The sequence below is a fragment of the Novosphingobium sp. P6W genome, assembly GCF_000876675.2.
Classification (GTDB): domain Bacteria; phylum Pseudomonadota; class Alphaproteobacteria; order Sphingomonadales; family Sphingomonadaceae; genus Novosphingobium.
This window is the reverse complement of record NZ_CP030352.1, coordinates 2,501,963-2,517,347: the sequence shown is the minus strand read 5'-3', so window position 1 is coordinate 2,517,347 and position 15,385 is coordinate 2,501,963. Positions and strand designations below refer to the sequence as shown.

The 15,385-nt window shown below is 64.2% G+C and carries 15 protein-coding genes and 1 tRNA gene; 15 read left to right on the top strand and 1 reads right to left on the bottom strand.

Annotation, left to right across the window (positions count from 1 at the left end):
- Nucleotides 1-100: 100 nt before the first annotated feature.
- The 5 genes from bamA to TQ38_RS12100 all read left to right on the top strand — a co-directional run bounded on the left by bamA (nt 101) and on the right by TQ38_RS12100 (nt 5,187).
- Nucleotides 101-2,767, top strand: coding sequence for an outer membrane protein assembly factor BamA (gene bamA / locus TQ38_RS12120; RefSeq protein ID WP_043977568.1), 2,667 nt, complete (start codon nt 101-103; stop codon nt 2,765-2,767).
- Nucleotides 2,767-3,471: an OmpH family outer membrane protein gene (locus tag TQ38_RS12115; protein WP_043977569.1), complete on the top strand. Its 705-nt coding sequence runs from the start codon at nt 2,767-2,769 to the stop codon at nt 3,469-3,471. Before bamA ends, TQ38_RS12115 begins: the two co-directional genes overlap by 1 nt.
- Nucleotides 3,472-3,489: 18 nt before the next feature.
- Nucleotides 3,490-3,945 carry a 3-hydroxyacyl-ACP dehydratase FabZ gene (gene fabZ, locus TQ38_RS12110; protein WP_043977571.1) on the top strand — a complete coding sequence of 152 codons (456 nt, stop codon included), beginning with the start codon at nt 3,490-3,492 and terminating at the stop codon, nt 3,943-3,945.
- A 135-nt stretch (nt 3,946-4,080) separates the two neighbouring features.
- Complete coding sequence (rpmE, locus tag TQ38_RS12105; RefSeq protein ID WP_043977573.1) at nt 4,081-4,308, top strand: 50S ribosomal protein L31; 228 nt, start codon at nt 4,081-4,083, stop codon at nt 4,306-4,308.
- A 270-nt stretch (nt 4,309-4,578) separates the two neighbouring features.
- On the top strand, nt 4,579-5,187 hold the full coding sequence (locus TQ38_RS12100; RefSeq protein WP_082057813.1) for a superoxide dismutase family protein: 609 nt from the start codon (nt 4,579-4,581) through the stop codon (nt 5,185-5,187).
- A 37-nt stretch (nt 5,188-5,224) separates the two neighbouring features.
- Here the strand turns inward: TQ38_RS12100 and TQ38_RS12095 are convergent, their stop codons facing one another.
- On the bottom strand, nt 5,225-5,857 hold the full coding sequence (locus tag TQ38_RS12095) for a 2OG-Fe(II) oxygenase (RefSeq protein WP_043977575.1): 633 nt from the start codon (nt 5,855-5,857) through the stop codon (nt 5,225-5,227).
- 177 nt (nt 5,858-6,034) lie between these two features.
- On the opposite strand from TQ38_RS12095, the gene TQ38_RS12090 reads away from it, so the two are divergent.
- The 10 genes from TQ38_RS12090 to TQ38_RS12050 all read left to right on the top strand — a co-directional run bounded on the left by TQ38_RS12090 (nt 6,035) and on the right by TQ38_RS12050 (nt 15,373).
- A tRNA-His gene (locus TQ38_RS12090) sits at nt 6,035-6,111 on the top strand.
- Nucleotides 6,112-6,226: 115 nt separating this feature from the next.
- A complete protein-coding gene (gene ccmC, locus TQ38_RS12085; protein ID WP_043977577.1) occupies nt 6,227-6,958 on the top strand; it encodes a heme ABC transporter permease CcmC in 732 nt (243 codons plus the stop codon).
- 2 nt (nt 6,959-6,960) lie between these two features.
- Nucleotides 6,961-7,101, top strand: a complete 141-nt coding sequence (locus TQ38_RS30580) for a hypothetical protein (protein ID WP_205316029.1) — start codon at nt 6,961-6,963, stop codon at nt 7,099-7,101.
- Between the two features lie 2 nt (nt 7,102-7,103).
- Nucleotides 7,104-7,574, top strand: coding sequence for a cytochrome c maturation protein CcmE (gene ccmE / locus TQ38_RS12080; protein WP_043977579.1), 471 nt, complete (start codon nt 7,104-7,106; stop codon nt 7,572-7,574).
- A complete protein-coding gene (locus TQ38_RS12075; protein WP_043977580.1) occupies nt 7,571-9,565 on the top strand; it encodes a heme lyase CcmF/NrfE family subunit in 1,995 nt (664 codons plus the stop codon). The genes ccmE and TQ38_RS12075 overlap by 4 nt, the downstream gene beginning before the upstream one ends.
- Nucleotides 9,562-10,116 carry a DsbE family thiol:disulfide interchange protein gene (locus TQ38_RS12070; RefSeq protein WP_043977582.1) on the top strand — a complete coding sequence of 185 codons (555 nt, stop codon included), beginning with the start codon at nt 9,562-9,564 and terminating at the stop codon, nt 10,114-10,116. The genes TQ38_RS12075 and TQ38_RS12070 overlap by 4 nt, the downstream gene beginning before the upstream one ends.
- A gap of 26 nt (nt 10,117-10,142) precedes the next feature.
- A complete protein-coding gene (locus tag TQ38_RS12065) occupies nt 10,143-10,553 on the top strand; it encodes a cytochrome c-type biogenesis protein (protein ID WP_043977634.1) in 411 nt (136 codons plus the stop codon).
- Nucleotides 10,550-11,278: a tetratricopeptide repeat protein gene (locus tag TQ38_RS12060; protein WP_043977583.1), complete on the top strand. Its 729-nt coding sequence runs from the start codon at nt 10,550-10,552 to the stop codon at nt 11,276-11,278. Before TQ38_RS12065 ends, TQ38_RS12060 begins: the two co-directional genes overlap by 4 nt.
- A 137-nt stretch (nt 11,279-11,415) precedes the next feature.
- Nucleotides 11,416-13,380 (top strand): potassium transporter Kup, encoded by a 1,965-nt coding sequence (locus TQ38_RS12055; RefSeq protein ID WP_043977585.1) that lies wholly within the window; start codon nt 11,416-11,418, stop codon nt 13,378-13,380.
- Nucleotides 13,381-13,465: 85 nt separating this feature from the next.
- Nucleotides 13,466-15,373, top strand: coding sequence for a CocE/NonD family hydrolase (locus TQ38_RS12050; protein ID WP_043977587.1), 1,908 nt, complete (start codon nt 13,466-13,468; stop codon nt 15,371-15,373).
- The last annotated feature ends 12 nt before the right edge of the window (nt 15,374-15,385 follow it).

Sequence of the window (15,385 nt, the reverse complement as noted above, 5' to 3'; positions counted from 1 at the left end):
ATGGCTGCGGTTACCTGCGGGTTTGGTGCGCGCCCGTTGCCCGGTTTGGCCGGGAGTGATCAGTTTTTCTCGCGAAAGCGAATACGGGAATTTGCGTAGAATGATCGGACGGGAAATGGTTCGCTGGACTGACGGAGGCCGTGCCTCGCAGCTCGCGGCGGTGCTGATGGGGACCACGATCCTCGCGGGTGTCCCCGCCGATGCTTTGGCCCAGGCAGCGCCCAAGGCCTCGGCTTCAAAGGCTTCGACTTCGAAGACCGCTGCGCCGAAGGCTACTGCGCCGAAGGCAGCTCCGGCATCCCCGGTGGCCGATCCCGATGCCAGTGCGGTGCCGATCGTGACCATCCAGGTCAAGGGATCGGAGCGTCTCGAGCCGCAGACGGTGCTGTCCTATATCAAGATGCGCGTTGGCCAGCCTTACACCAAGGCCAGTGCCGACGCCGCGCTCAAGGACTTGTACTCGACCGAGCTGTTCAAGGACGTCCAGATCAACAACGACGGTGGTGTCGTGGTTATTCAGGTCCAGGAAAACCCGGTCGTCAACCGCATCATCCTTGAGGGCAACAAGCGCATCAAGGACGACAAGATCCTGCCCGAGATCAAGGTCTCGCCGCGCCAGATCTTCACGCGTTCCAAGATCCGCGCCGACGTCGCGCGCATCATCGAGCTTTACAAGCGTCAGGGCCGCTACGCCGCGACGGTAGAGCCGAAGATGGTCTCGCTCGACCAGAACCGCGTCGACATCGTCTTCGAGATCACCGAGGGCGACAAGTCCAAGGTTCGGCAGATCAACATCATCGGCAACGAGCACTTCTCGGATGGCGAGCTGCGCAGCGAGATGGTGACCAAGCAGGCGCGTTTCACCCGCCTGTTCAGCTCCGGCACCAGCTACGATCCCGACCGCATGGCTTTCGACCAGCAGAAGCTGCGTCAGTTCTACCTGACGCAGGGTTATGCCGATTTCCGCGTGGTTTCGGCCGTGGCCGAACTTACGCCGGACAAGAAGGACTTCATCATCACTTACGTGGTGGAGGAAGGTCAGCGTTACAAGTTTGGCGACGTCAAGGTCGAGAGCCAGCTGCGCGACTTCGATGGCGAGAAGATGGCCAAGAACCTCGTCATGCATAAGGGCGACTGGTACAACGCCAAGCAGGTCGAAGACACGATCGAGGGCCTGAACGAAACCGCCGGTGCATTCGGCTACGCCTTCGCAGACGTGCGTCCGCAGTATGACCGCGACAAGGAAAACCTCACCATGGGGTTGACCTTCGTGATCCAGGAAGCGCCGCGCGTCTATGTCGAGCGTATCGACATCAACGGGAACACGCTGACCCAGGACAAGGTGATCCGCCGCGAGTTCCGCCTTGCCGAAGGCGATGCGTTCAACTCGCTGCAGGTCAAGCGTTCGACCAACCGCATCAAGTCGCTCGGCTACTTCCAGGAGAAGTTCGAAGTCGAGCAGAAGCCCGGCGCCGCCGACGACCGCATCATCCTGGAAGCCAATGTCGAGGAGAAGCCGACCGGCGAACTCCAGCTTTCGGCCGGTTTCTCCAGTCTTGAAAGCTTCATCTTCCAGGCCTCGATCCGCCAGCGCAACTTCCGTGGGCGCGGCCAGACGGTGGGTCTGTCGGGCAGCCTTTCGCGCTATTCCAAGAGCGTCGAGGCGAGCTTCGTCGAGCCATATCTGTTCGACAAGAACATCTCGCTGGGCGTCGACATCTATCGCCGCGATTACAACAGCTTCAATTTCCAGAACTCGGATCGCCGGACGACCTACGAGCAGTCGACCACCGGTTTCCAGGTCCGTGCCGGTGTTCCGCTGACCGAGTACCTGACCGCCGTGGGCCGTTATACGCTCAACTACGACGACGTCGGTCTGGGCAGCCAGTACTTCACTGCCGACGGCGCCTGCGATCCGCTGGTCGCGGGCCGCTATTTGTGCGACGCAATCGGCAAGCGCCTGTCCTCGATCGTCGGGCTTTCGTTGATCTACGACACGCTCGACAACCGCCAGCGTCCGACGCGCGGGTTCACCGCCTCCGTCAACGTTGATTTCGCGGGCCTTGGCGGCGACGTGAAGTATGCACGCCTGCGCGGCAACGCGTCGAAGTTCTTCAATCTGGGCAAGGGCTTCATCTTCTCGCTCTCGGCTGAGGGCGGTGTGATCAAGGGTCTGGCCGGCGATAACGTGCGCCTGACCGATCGTTTCTACCTTGGCGAGCCGCAGATTCGCGGCTTCGGTATCCGCGGTGTCGGTCCGCGCGTTTTGCGCAAGTACATCACCGACGGCGTGGTCTCCACCAAGCGCAGCGATTGGCAGGACGATGCGCTGGGCGGCAATTACTACTACATGGGCCGCGCCGAAATGGAGATCCCGCTGGGTTCGGGCGCGCGTGAGATGGGCCTGCGCCCCTCGATCTTCGCTGACATCGGCGCGGTGTGGAGCGTGAAGCAGCCTGCTTTGAGCCAGTGCGAGACGGGCTGTACCCCGCTCTACACGCAGACTAACGCCGACGGTTCGACGACGACCACGACTTCCGCCACCAACAGCACTACCGGCCAGAACAACGTCGCCACCGGCAACTTCCAGTACAACTTCATCGAGGAGTTCGTCGGTGATACCTGGAAGCCGCGCGTCGCCGTCGGTATCGGCGTGAACTGGAACTCGCCTTTCGGCCCATTCCGCATCGATGTCTCGCGCGCACTCCTTAAGGAGGATGGCGACCGCTCCAAGACCTTTACTTTCAACGTGGGAACACAATTCTGATGAGCACCATGACCAAGTCCGTCGCCCTGGCCGCTGGCCTCGCTCTCACCGCCGTCGCTGCGCAGCCCGCGCTGGCGGCCAAGGCCGCTCCGGCAGCCGCAGCCGGCACCGGTGGCACGATCGTCCAGGGTCTTGGCGTCGCCAGCTTCGACGCCGTGATCGCCAACTCGAACGCTTACAAGGCTGCCGAGACCGCGCGCCAGACCACCTACAAGGCGCAGTTCGACCAGGCCCAGACGCGCAACACCGCGCTCAACGCCCAGATCAAGCCGCTGGTCGACAAGTTCAACGCTGACCGCCAGGGCGGCAAGGTCGCCCAGGCATCGCTTGAGCAGCAGGCCGGTGCGATTCAGCAGATGCAGGAGGGCGGCAAGGCCGAACTGCAGCGCATCCTGCAGCCGGTCGGCCTCTCGCAGGCTTACGTGAACGAGCAGATCGAAGACAAGCTGAACGACGCGGTCAAGGCTGCGATGACCAAGAAGAACGTCTCGATCCTGATCTCGCCCGACGCGATCCTGGCGGTCAACGGCGGCGCGTACAACCTCAACCAGGACATCCTGAACGAGTTGAACACCGCGCTGCCTTCCGCTCAGCTGGTTCCGCCCGCTGGTTGGGAACCGCGTCAGGTTCGTGAACAGCGCGCCCAGGCGCAGGGCCAGCAGGCTCCGGCTGGCGCAGCGCCTGCTCCGACCACTGGCCGCTGATCCGAGCGGACACCGGGCATGAGCGATACTACCGAGACGGTCTACGATACCGCGAAGATCCTGGCGGCGCTTCCGCACCGCTACCCGATGCTGCTCGTCGACCGTGTGGTCTCCATCTCCGAGGAGGAGGGAATCCATGCGGTCAAGGCGGTCAGCTTCAATGAGGACTTCTTCCAGGGGCACTTCCCCGGCCGTCCGATCATGCCCGGCGTTCTCCAGATCGAGGCGCTGGCGCAGGCCGCGGGCATTCTCGCCATCGAGAGCCTGGGCCTCGCCGGGACCGGCAAGCTGGTCTACTTCATGGCGATCGAGGACGCGAAGTTTCGCGCTCCCGTCACTCCGGGCCACTTGCTGACCCTGCGCGCGGGCTTCGTTCAGAAGCGCTCGCGGGTCTGCAAGTTCTGGGGCAAGGCCTCGATCGACGACAAGGTGACCTGCGACGTCAACTTTACGGCGATGATCGCCGACGCTTGATGGGCGGGGGTGGTTTTGGTCGCGGGCGGCGCCCGGATCAGGATTCCGCCCTTGCCTTTGGGTGGCCTTGCTTGTAAGGGCCCCGCTTTCCGAGGCAGGCCGGTCGGAACCGGCCATATGCGAAAGAGTTGTACCATGAAGGCCGATACGCATCCCGACTACCACATGATCACGGTTCAGATGACCGATGGTACCACCTTCCAGACCCGCTCCACCTGGGGCAAGGAAGGCGACACGCTGGTTCTCGACATCGACCCGTCCTCGCACCCGGCATGGACCGGCGGCAAGGCGCAGCTCCAGGATGGCGGCCGCGTTGCCCAGTTCAACAAGCGTTTCGGCGGTCTCTCGCTCAACAAGAAGTGAGGCGCTGCGGCTTTCGAGCCGCGCGCAGACCATCAGACACGAAGAAGGCGGTCCCCCGGGGCCGCCTTTTTTGTTTCCGGCGGGCGCTCAGGAACTTTCCCGGCGGCGACGCGATTGCCTTTCGCGTGCGGCACTTTACGCTTGCGGTGCACGCGTGGGGGGAGGGGCCTCTATGCGTGTCCCCTTTTCGAGGAGCGCCGCGATGATCCATGTCCGTCGCAGCGCTCTTGAGCCAAATGGGCCGACACCGGCCCGGAACCGGAGATTCTGATGACCCGAACCTCGCGCTTTCTCGCCGCATCCGCCGCCAGCCTCGTCATGCTGTCGATGGCCGGTGCGTGTAATGCAGCGGCCGAGCATGCTCATGCCCCGGTCGCTTCCGCCGCTGCGCCGGCTGCTGCCGCAGCGCCTGTGCCTGCCGGGAAGATGGTCCATGCCGACGTGATCGGCCTTGATGGCAAATCGCTTGGCATGGTCATGCTGCAGGAGACGCCCGCCGGTGTTCTCGTCAGCACCGATCTCAAGGGTCTGCCCGAAGGCGACCATGGGTTCCACTTCCACCAGAAGGGCCTGTGCGACACTGCCGAGAAGTTCAACACCTCGGGCGGGCACTTCGCGGGCGGTGACCATGAGCACGGCTACATGGTCATGAAGGGGCCGCATGGCGGCGACATGCCCAACCAGCACGTCGGCCCCGATGGTGTGCTCAAGACGCAGATCCTCAATACCGGCGTCTCGCTTTCCCCGGGTCCCAAGTCGTTGTTCGATGCGGACGGCACTGCGCTCGTGATCCACGCCGGGGTGGACGACTACACCAGCCAGCCCGCCGGCAACGCGGGCGGGCGAATCGCCTGCGGCGTAATCAGCAAGGCAAAGTAATCCGTCGGATCGGCGCTGGGGCGGCCTTGCGGCCGCTTCAGCCCCAGCGTCGTTCCCGATACCACTGAGTAATCACGTACTTGAGCCCCTTGCGCACCTTCATCGCATGATGAAGCGTTGCCGCATTCGGGCTGCCGTCGGCCCTGCGGTTGTTCCAGCCTATCAGCTTGCCCGTTTCCGGCTGGATCATCTTGTCGATCACCCGGAACCGTGTTGCCCCGCCGGCTTCCACGTCGTTCAGGTAGATCATGAAGGTCCAGGTACGTTGACCGGGCACCGCGCAATATTTCTCGTAGTCGCTGCTGCCCGGCTCGAAATAGTCGGTATGCGCCTTGAATTCCTGTCCTACCTCGTAACGCTGGCCTTGCAGCGGTTCGGCATGGATCGGATCTATCCCCGACAGACGCGAAAGCGCAGCGGCGAGCTGCGCCACTTCCGGTACTTGCGATGAGAGATCGCAAGTGGAACTGGTGCGAAATGCATCGTCGCCGTTATAGTCAGCGATCGTCGAGGGGCGGTGGCTGGCTTCGATCAGTTCGATCAATCGTACGCACTGCTCGCGCGTCAGGAAATCGCGCAGGATGAACAGGTCCAGCCGCGAGGAGGGGAAGCGCTGCACGCCGGGGTGGTTGAGCAATTGCGCTGCCGATGATTCGCAGAGGACGTCCATCGCTCGACACTAGCCGCCACTTGAGCGCAGGAAAATCGCTGCTCGGGGCCCTGATCCGAATTTTTACTTTGCAAGAGTGCGATCCTTGTGCAAAGGCGCGCTCCCGCACCGGATGCAGCGAGACTGCAATTCGGACGGGGATGGCGGTGTTTGGCAATGGCCCGGACAGCGCCTGTGGCGATCGTAGCTCAGTTGGTTAGAGCGCCGGTTTGTGGTACCGGAGGTCGTGGGTTCGAACCCCATCGGTCGCCCCATTTTCCACTACATGATGCTTTGATGGCATTAACGCCCTATTGGCGTGGGAAAAGCTCCGGGCTTTGACTTGAGTCACTTGCTCCCCGGCGCACTCACGATAGAAGCGCGACTGTCATGCACGGCTTTGCCAATCCTGCTCGTTTTCTGCGCATAGCGCGCTGGCTCATGCCGCTGTGCATGGGGCTGGGTCTTGTCGTCGCGGCGGTGGCGCTGGGGTGGGGCGTGTTCTTTGCCCCGGCCGAGCAGCTTCAGGGCGAGACGGTGCGTATCGTCTACCTGCATGTGCCGTCCGCATGGCTGGGCATGGCGGGCTGGATGGCTATAGCCGGGGTCAGCTTTGCCGAACTGGTCTGGCGTCATCCGCTTGCCGCTATCGCGGCGCGGGCCTGCGCCGTGCCAGGCGCCGTGTTCACCGCCGTATGCCTGCTTACCGGCTCGCTGTGGGGTCGTCCCGCCTGGGGGACATGGTGGGTCTGGGACGGGCGGCTTACTTCGATGCTGGTGCTGCTGTTTCTCTACTTCGGCTGGATGGCGCTCGCTCAGGCGAGCGAATCTGCCGATGGCAGCGAGAATCGCGCACCGGCGATCTTCGGCCTTGTCGGCGCGGTGAACGTGCCGATCATTCATTATTCGGTGATCTGGTGGAACAGCCAGCACCAGGCGCCGAGCATCACCGTGGGCAAATCGGCGATGTCGGGCGATTTTCTGTGGCCGCTGCTCGCCGCTATGTTGGGTTTCACGCTGATCTTTGCCGGCGTCGTGCTGGCCCGGATGCGCGCGATCCTGGCAAACCAGCAGGCTGAGGCGCGCCTGCGCCGCAAGGCCTTCAGCGAAGTGGAATTCTGATCGTGCGCGAAGCGATGGACCCCTGGACCTTCGTGGTCGCCTCCTATGCCATAGGCGTCGGCGCTACGCTGGGCATGGTCGCTTGGTCGCTGCTGACGATGCGTGCTGCGGAAAAGCGCCGCGACGAATCGAGAAAGCGCTGACCATGGACGGTTCGATTAGAGCCCCGATCAAAGCCAAGCACCAGCGCCTCGTGTTGCTCGTCGTCGCGCTGGTGGTGCTGATCGGCGCGGCGCTGCTGGCGGCCTGGGCGCTGCGTAATCAGGCCAGCTATTTCTACGTGCCCAGCGATATCGTCGCCAAGCCGCCCGAGCCGGACCGGGCCGTGCGTCTGGGCGGCATGGTCGAGAAGGGCTCGCTCAAGACTGCGGCGGACGGCGTGACGGTCAATTTCATCGTCCAGGACGGCAAGGCGCGCGTGCCGGTAACGTTCAGGGGCATTGTCCCGTCGCTGTTCGTCGAGGGCTCGGGCGTGGTTGCCGAAGGGCGTCTGGGCGCAAACGGCACCTTCGTCGCCGACAACCTGCTAGCCAAGCACGATGAGAACTATGTCCCGCGCGAAATGCAGAACATGACCAAGGATCAGGCGAAACAAGTGGTGGCCGAAACACAATGATGGCCGAAATCGGACTCGCCGCCCTGTGGCTGGCGGCGGCATTGGCCGGCCTGCAACTTGTCGCGGGGAGCCTTGGGCTGACGACGCGCGGTGCGACGCTGGGCGAGGCTGTGCGGCCCGTCGCCGTGGTGCAGGGCCTGTTGGCGCTGCTGGCCTTCGCATGCCTGATCTACGTCTTTTCCGTCACCGACCTTTCGGTGAAGCTGGTTGCGCTCAATTCGCATTCGATGAAACCGCTGGTCTACAAGATCGCGGGCGCCTGGGGTAACCACGAGGGTTCGATGCTCCTGTGGGTGACGGTCATGGGCATGGCGGGCGGCTTCGTGGCGCTGGTCGAGCGGCGCCTGCCCGAACGCACCATGCTGGCGACGCTGGCGGGTCAGGCTTTCGTCAGCCTCGGCTTCTATGCATTTCTACTGTTCGCCTCGAACCCGTTCGAGCGCCTTTCGCCGGTTCCGGTCGAGGGGAACGGCCTTAACCCGCTACTGCAGGACCTTGGCCTCGCGTTTCACCCGCCCACGCTTTACCTCGGCTATGTCGGGCTTTCGATCGCCTTCAGCTTTGCCATCGGCGCGCTGATCACGCGCGAAGTCGGCCCGGCGTTTGCGCGCGCCATGCGGCCCTGGGTGCTGGGGGCGTGGATATTCCTGACCGTCGGCATCGCGGCAGGCTCCTACTGGGCGTACTACGAACTGGGCTGGGGTGGCTGGTGGTTCTGGGACCCGGTCGAGAACGCCTCGCTCATGCCGTGGCTGGCGGCGACCGCGCTGCTGCATTCGTGCAGCGTGCTGGCATCGCGCAATGCCTTGCGGGCCTGGACGGTTATGCTGGGCGTCGTTGCCTTCTCGATGTCGATGATCGGCACCTTTCTGGTGCGTTCGGGTATCCTGACGAGCGTCCACGCCTTTGCAGTCGACCCGCAGCGCGGCACCTTCATCCTGGCCCTGCTGGCGATCTACATCGGCGGCGCGCTGATCCTGTTCGGCCTGCGCGCATCGAGCGTGACCGAGGGGGAGCGCTTTGCCCTCGTCAGCCGCGAGGGCGCGCTGGTGTTCAACAACGTCATGCTCTCGGCGATCCTGGGGATCGTGCTGTTCGGTACGCTTTACCCGCTGGTAGCAGAAACGTTCGGCGCCAAGGTCTCGGTGGGGCCGCCGTACTTCAACCCGATGGGCGCATTGTTTGCGGTGCCGATGCTGGTGGTGCTGGCGGTCGGCCCGCTGCTGCGCTGGCGGCGTGACAGGTTTGCGCGCGTGAGCAAGAATCTCGTGATTCCCGCCATGCTGGTGGCGGCGGCGACGATCGGCCTGCTGGTCATCGGCGGCGTGGCGCTGCTGCCCTTCCTTGGCCTTGCGCTGGCGCTGGGCCTTGCGTGGGCCAGCTTGCTGCCGCTCAAGGGGCGCAACCTGCGCCGCACGCCGCTGCCGATCTGGGGCATGGTCACCGCGCATTTCGGCATTGCCGTCGCGCTGTTCGGAATGAGCAGCGAGAGCGCCTTTTCGGTCGAGAAGCTGGTCGCCGTGAAGATCGGCGAGGTTACGCGAGTCGGCCCCTGGGGCGTGAAGCTCGACACTGTCGAGCCTGTCGCCGGGCCGAACTGGACCGCGCTCGAGGCGCGCCTGCTGGTGCGTTACGGCGCGGACGGCAAGGTCACCCGGATGCTGCCGCAGTCGCGCAGTTTCTGGGCGCCGCCGCAGCAGACCAGCGAATCGGCGCTCCTGACTCGCTGGAATGGCCAGCTCTATGCCGTGCTCGGCGGCGAAGCACCGGAGGCCGGCAACAAGGATGAGGCCAAAAGCGATGCCGGCAGTGATCAGGGCCGCTGGCAGCTACGGCTGTGGTGGAAGCCGTTCGTGCCGCTGATCTGGCTGGGCGGACTGCTTATCGCTCTGGGCGGTGCGCTGGCGCTGGCGGGGCATGTCCTTGCCGACCTGCGCCGCATCAACCTGCGCAGCAAGATCGCCTACCGCCGCGAAAGGCAGGGCCGATGAGCGATACTCCTCCCCACCGGGCCCCGCGCTGGGCGATCTGGTTGCCGCTGGTGCTGTTCCTCGGTTTCTTCGCGCTGGTCATGATCGGGCTCTACCGGCCTGCCGATCGCAATGTCGCCAGCGCGCTGGTGGGCAAGGAGATGCCCCGCTTCGACCTGCCGCCCGCGCTGCCGGGCCGGCCCGGTCTGGACAGCAAGGTACTTGCCAATGGCAAGCCGCACCTCGTCAACGTCTTCGCCAGCTGGTGCGTGCCGTGCCGCGTCGAGGCGCCGCAGCTGGGCGAGTTGGCAAAGGCCGGCGTCCCGATCGAGGGTATCTCGGTGCGCGATACGACCGAGAACCTGCAAGGCTTCCTCGAAGAAAACGGCGACCCGTTCCAGCGCATCGGCGCGGACGACGACGGCAAGGTACAGCTTGCGCTAGGCTCCTCGGGCGTGCCGGAAACCTATGTCGTCGATGGCAAAGGCAAGATCGTCTACCAGCATATCGGCGAGATCCGGCCCGAGCATCTGGGCCTGTTGCTGGGCAAGCTACAGGAAGCGCAGCAGTGAAGCGCCCGTTTCTATCCCTCGCGGGTCTGGCCCCTGCAATTTTGTGCCTTGCCCTGACGGCGCCCGCCATAGCGCAGGAAGAACAGTCCACCGCGCCTTACGCCTATCGCCAGCTTGACGATCCGGCCAAGGAAACCAAGGCGCAGGACCTCATGGAAAGCCTGCGCTGCCTGCAGTGCCAGGGCCAGTCGATAGCCGATTCGGATGCGCCGATCGCCGGTTCCATGCGCAGCCTCGTGCGGGAACGGATCGCGGCCGGCGAAGAACCCGAGGCGATTCGCGCCTGGCTGATCGAGCGCTACGGTGATTATGTCAGCTATGCCCCGCAACTGACCGGCCTGACCTGGCCGTTGTTCGCGGTGCCGGCATTTCTCATGCTGATAGCGTTCCTGCTGCTGCGCCGCCGCTTTACCGGCAAGACGGAGGACGCGAAGTGACCTGGGTGTTCGTCATCGGCCTCGCGGTTGTCGTCGCCGTGCTGCTGCTGTTCGTTCTCAAAGTGCCTCGCGGCGGGCGTGAGGCGGTCGGTTCGGCGGTTTTGCTGGGAATCGCCGGCTACGTCACGCAAGGCTCGCCCGGAGAGGCGGGCGCGCCCAAGGTTGCCAGTGAGCAGGTCTCGGGCAATGCGGCCGCGCTCGTCGAGGCGCGCTCCAAAGTCACCAACAGCGGCATTCCCACCCTCAATCGCTGGGTGGTCACCGCCGATGCGTTCGCGCGCAACGGCCGCTATGCCGATGCCGCTGAAGTGCTGCGTGTCGCGGTGGAGGAAGACCCCAAGAGTTCCGAGGCATGGCTGGCCATGGCCAACGCTATCGTTGCCCATGCCGACAACTCGCTGACCCCGGCGGCGCTCTACGCCTATCGCCGTGCCGCCACGGCGGATCCCGATGCGCCGGGGCCGCCGTTCTTTCTTGGCCTTGCCTTCGCGCAGGAAGGCCGGCTTGCCGAGGCACGCACGCTTTGGGCCGGAGTGCTGGAACGGGCGCCCGCCGACGCTCAGTGGAGCGCGCCGCTTGCACAGCAGCTTCAACGGCTGGATGCGGTGATCGCTGCGCAGAAGGGGGAGGCGGCGCCGTCTGCGCTCTCACAGTCTGCGCCTCCGCTCCGGTCCCCTGCCGCGCCCGAATCGTCAGCTTCTCCGGGCGCCGTTCAGGGACAGTAGCCGCTTGCCTGAACGGTACATGTCCACGCCGGGGACACCTTGTAAGTATCGTTGCTTGGCCCCATCCATGCTGCTAACGGCCACATCCTTGCCGCAGCGGTGAATGCGTCGCTGCGAGTCCATGACAGGACGCTGGAATGAGTGATGGAAGTGCGGACACGTCCAATGTCCCGGCGGCGATAGCTCCGGCGGCGTTCGAGTCTCCGATATCGGGTCATGGTTCCGGCCACGGATCCGGCAATATCACGAAGCTGGCGCTGGGCGCGGTGGGTGTCGTCTTCGGCGACATCGGCACCAGCCCGATCTACGCTTTTCGTGAGACTTTCGTCGGCCCGCACCCGCTGGCGATCGACGAACTACATATTCTGGGCGTCGTCAGCCTCATCTTCTGGTCGATGACGCTGGTCGTCTCGGTCCAGTACGTCAGTGTGCTGATGCGCGCCGATAACAAGGGGCAGGGCGGCAGCCTCGCGCTTGTCGCGCTGATCTCGGGCTCTATAAAGAAGTCCAGCTATGGCTACCTCGTGGTCCTGCTGGGCGTCTTTGCGACATCGCTGTTCTACGGCGACTCGATGATTACCCCGGCAGTCTCGGTGCTCTCGGCGGTCGAGGGCCTTACCGTCGTCCAGTCCGACCTGGCGCCGTTCGTCCTACCGATCGCGCTGGTGCTGCTGGTGGGGCTATTCGTCATCCAGAAGAGCGGCACGGCCAAGGTCGGCGCGCTGTTCGCGCCGGTGATGGTGGTCTATTTCATCGTTCTCGCGGTGCTGGGCTTCTACCATCTGGTGCAGATGCCCGAAGTGCTGAAAGCGCTGAACCCGTGGTTCGCGATCCAGTTCTTCCTGACCGACAAGGTGCTGGGCTTTCTCGCCTTGGGCTCGGTCGTGCTGGCGGTTACAGGGGCCGAAGCGCTTTATTCGGACATGGGCCACTTCGGACGCGGGCCCATGCGCCTGTCGTGGTTCGGCTTCGTGATGCCGTGCCTGCTCATCAACTACTTCGGCCAGGCGGCGATGATCTTGCGGCTCGACGACGCGCAGGCGGCCGTCGCAATGGAAAACCCGTTCTTCAATCTTGCGCCCGAATCGCTACGCCTGCCGCTGGTGATCCTGGCAAGCTGCGCCGCCTTCATTGCCAGCCAGGCGGTGATCTCCGGTGCGTTCTCGATCACTCATCAGGCGATGCAACTGGGCTTTATCCCGCGCCTTTCCACCCGCCACACCAGCGAGCACGAAGTGGGGCAGATCTACATCCCCTTCGTCAACTGGGCGCTGATGACCGGTGTGATCGTGCTGGTGCTGGTGTTCCAGAACTCGTCGAACCTCGCCTCGGCCTATGGCATCGCGGTGACCGGCGCGATGCTGATCGACACCTGCCTGATGGCAGTGCTGCTGATCGTGCTGTGGAAATGGAAGCTGTGGCTGGCGATCCCGGTGATCGTGACCTTCTTCGTAGTCGACGGCGCCTACTTCGCCGCCAACGCCACCAAGGTGCCGGACGGCGGCTGGTTCCCGCTGATGATCGGCGGCATCGCCTTCACCCTGCTGACGACCTGGAATAAGGGCCGCCGCCTCATGCGCGACCGGATGACCGAGGCGGCGCTGCCCCTCAACGTCTTCGCCAAGAGCGCCCACGGCAGCGCCACCCGCGTGCCCGGCACGGCGATCTTCATGGCATCCAGCAACATGGGTGTGCCTTCGGCGCTGCTGCACAACATCAAGCACAACAAGGTGCTGCATGAACGCGTGGTGGTGCTGACGGTGGAGGTTCAGGACGTGCCTTACGTAGAGCCGCCGGAGCGCTTCACGGTGGTCGAACTGGGGCAGGGCTTCTACCGCATGACGCTGCGCTACGGTTTCATGGAAGAGACCGACATCCCCGCCGCGCTGGCCCACGCACCGATGTGCGGCGGTCCGTTCGAGATGATGAAGACGAGCTTCTTCCTCTCACGCCAGACGCTGGTGCCGTCGGAGAAGCCGGGCATGATGATCTGGCGCGAAAAGCTGTTCGCGTGGATGATGCGCAATGCAGCCAGCGCGATGGAGTTCTTCCGCCTGCCAACAAACCGCGTGGTGGAACTGGGCAGCCAACTCGAAATCTGAACGGTGCGGTGCGCGGTGCGCTTCGCCCCGCGCGCCGAACGCCTCACCTCTTGACCGCGCCTGCCCGGCGCGGCACCCATGGCGCATGATCAAACTGACCGGGATTGCCGCGAGCGTGGCACTGACCTCGCTCGCATTCGCCATCGCCGCCCCCCTCGCCGCCGCGCAGGGGCAGGCGCCCACCGACACCATGATGAACGAACAGGTGAAGTCGTACGACTGGGTGCGCCCCCAGGCCGATTACGTGCGCCGGGTGGTGATGGTGCCGATGCGTGACGGGACCAAGCTCTATACCGTCATCGTCTTCCGCAAGGGCACCAGTGACGGGCCGATCCTGCTCAGCCGCACGCCCTACAACGCGGACAAGTCCACCAGTCGCAACCGCAGCCAGAAGATCGAGGAAATCCTTCCCGTCGCCGACGCCGAATTCGTCAATGACGGCTATATCCGTGTCTATCAGGACGTGCGCGGTCTGGACGGTTCGGAAGGCGACTATGTGATGAACCGGCCCCTGCGCGGGCCGCTGAACAAGACCAAAGTCGATCACGCCACCGACGCCTACGACACCATCGACTGGCTGGTGAAGAACGTGAAGGAGAGCAACGGCAAGGTCGGCATCACCGGCTCGTCCTACCTTGGATTTACCTCGCTGATGGCGCTGATCGACCCGCATCCCGCGCTGAAGGCCGCCGTCCCGCAGAGCCCGATGGTGGATGGCTGGATGGGCGACGACTGGTTCCACAACGGCGCCTTTCGCACTTTCGGTTTCGATTACGATCTGGGCCAGACGGTCAAGAAGGGCGGCGGTTCGGTGCCGCGCGGGACCGGCGACGATTACACCGCCTATCTTCAGGCAGGCTCGGCGATGGACTATGCCAAGGCTTACGGCCTCACCGACCTGCCGGTTGCGCGCAAGATCCTCGAACATCCCAGCTATGATGCGTGGTGGCAGGGGCAGGCGGTCGACAAGCTGCTGGGCGCGCGCAAGCTGACAGTGCCGACCATGCTCGTCGTCGGGCAGTGGGACCAGGAGGACAGCTACGGTGCCCCGGCGGTTTATCAGGCGCTGAAGGCGAACGGCACGCCCAGCGACATGGTCAGCCTGGTGATCGGCCCCTGGCGCCATTCGCAGGTCAACTACGAGGCGCGCGAACTCGGCGCGCTCAAGTGGGAAGGCGATACCGGGTTGCAGTTCCGCACGCGCTACATGAAGCCGTTCTTCGACTGCCACCTGAAGACCAACGCGCCTGCCTGCGAAACGCCGCCGGTGCTGACTTACGCCACCGGCGAAAACCGCTGGGAAGTGTCGCCGCAGTGGCCGGCGGGCGATTACACCCCGTTGTACCTCGGCGCCAATTCGGGGCTGTCATGGACCAAATCGCAGGCCGGTAGCGACAGTTACGTCTCCGATCCCGCCAAGCCGGTGCCGATGCTGCCGCGTCCGATCACCATGTCGGGAGACGAGTGGAAGACCTGGCTGGTCCACGACCAGCGGTTCGTCGATGGGCGGACCGACGTGCTCAGTTATTCCACGGGCGTGCTGGACAAGCCGCTGCACATCAAGGGCGCGCCCAAAGTCGATCTGCGCGCGGCGACGAGCGGACGCGACAGCGACTTCGTGGTCAAGCTGATCGACGTCTATCCGCAGGAGAACACGGCCGATCCGTCGATGGCGGGCTATCAGCTGGGCATCGGCATCGAGATTTTCCGCGGCCGCTACGTCGACGGGTTCGCAGCCCCCAAGGCGCTGGAGCCGGGCAAGACCTATAGTTTCAAGTGGTCGCTGCCCAATGTCGATCACGTGTTCCTGCCCGGGCACCGGATCATGGTGCAGGTGCAGTCCAGCCTGTTCCCGCTGTACGATCGCAATCCGCAAAGCTGGGTGCCCTCGATCATGGAAGCCAAGCCTTCGGATTACGTGAAAGCGACCGAGACCATCCATTGGGGCGGCGATGCGGCGAGCGCCGTCTGGCTGCCGGTGGCGAAGGACTGACGAGGCTGTTCG

Bases quoted from the DNA above. Each gene is read 5' to 3' on its own strand.
- bamA (WP_043977568.1), top strand. From the start codon at position 101: ATGATCGGACGGGAAATGGTTCGCTGGACTGACGGAGGCCGTGCCTCG.
- TQ38_RS12115 (WP_043977569.1), top strand. From the start codon at position 2,767: ATGAGCACCATGACCAAGTCCGTCGCCCTGGCCGCTGGCCTCGCTCTC.
- fabZ (WP_043977571.1), top strand. From the start codon at position 3,490: ATGAGCGATACTACCGAGACGGTCTACGATACCGCGAAGATCCTGGCG.
- rpmE (WP_043977573.1), top strand. From the start codon at position 4,081: ATGAAGGCCGATACGCATCCCGACTACCACATGATCACGGTTCAGATG.
- TQ38_RS12100 (WP_082057813.1), top strand. From the start codon at position 4,579: ATGACCCGAACCTCGCGCTTTCTCGCCGCATCCGCCGCCAGCCTCGTC.
- TQ38_RS12095 (WP_043977575.1), bottom strand. From the start codon at position 5,857: ATGGACGTCCTCTGCGAATCATCGGCAGCGCAATTGCTCAACCACCCC.
- ccmC (WP_043977577.1), top strand. From the start codon at position 6,227: ATGCACGGCTTTGCCAATCCTGCTCGTTTTCTGCGCATAGCGCGCTGG.
- ccmE (WP_043977579.1), top strand. From the start codon at position 7,104: ATGGACGGTTCGATTAGAGCCCCGATCAAAGCCAAGCACCAGCGCCTC.
- TQ38_RS12075 (WP_043977580.1), top strand. From the start codon at position 7,571: ATGATGGCCGAAATCGGACTCGCCGCCCTGTGGCTGGCGGCGGCATTG.
- TQ38_RS12070 (WP_043977582.1), top strand. From the start codon at position 9,562: ATGAGCGATACTCCTCCCCACCGGGCCCCGCGCTGGGCGATCTGGTTG.
- TQ38_RS12055 (WP_043977585.1), top strand. From the start codon at position 11,416: ATGAGTGATGGAAGTGCGGACACGTCCAATGTCCCGGCGGCGATAGCT.
- TQ38_RS12050 (WP_043977587.1), top strand. From the start codon at position 13,466: ATGATCAAACTGACCGGGATTGCCGCGAGCGTGGCACTGACCTCGCTC.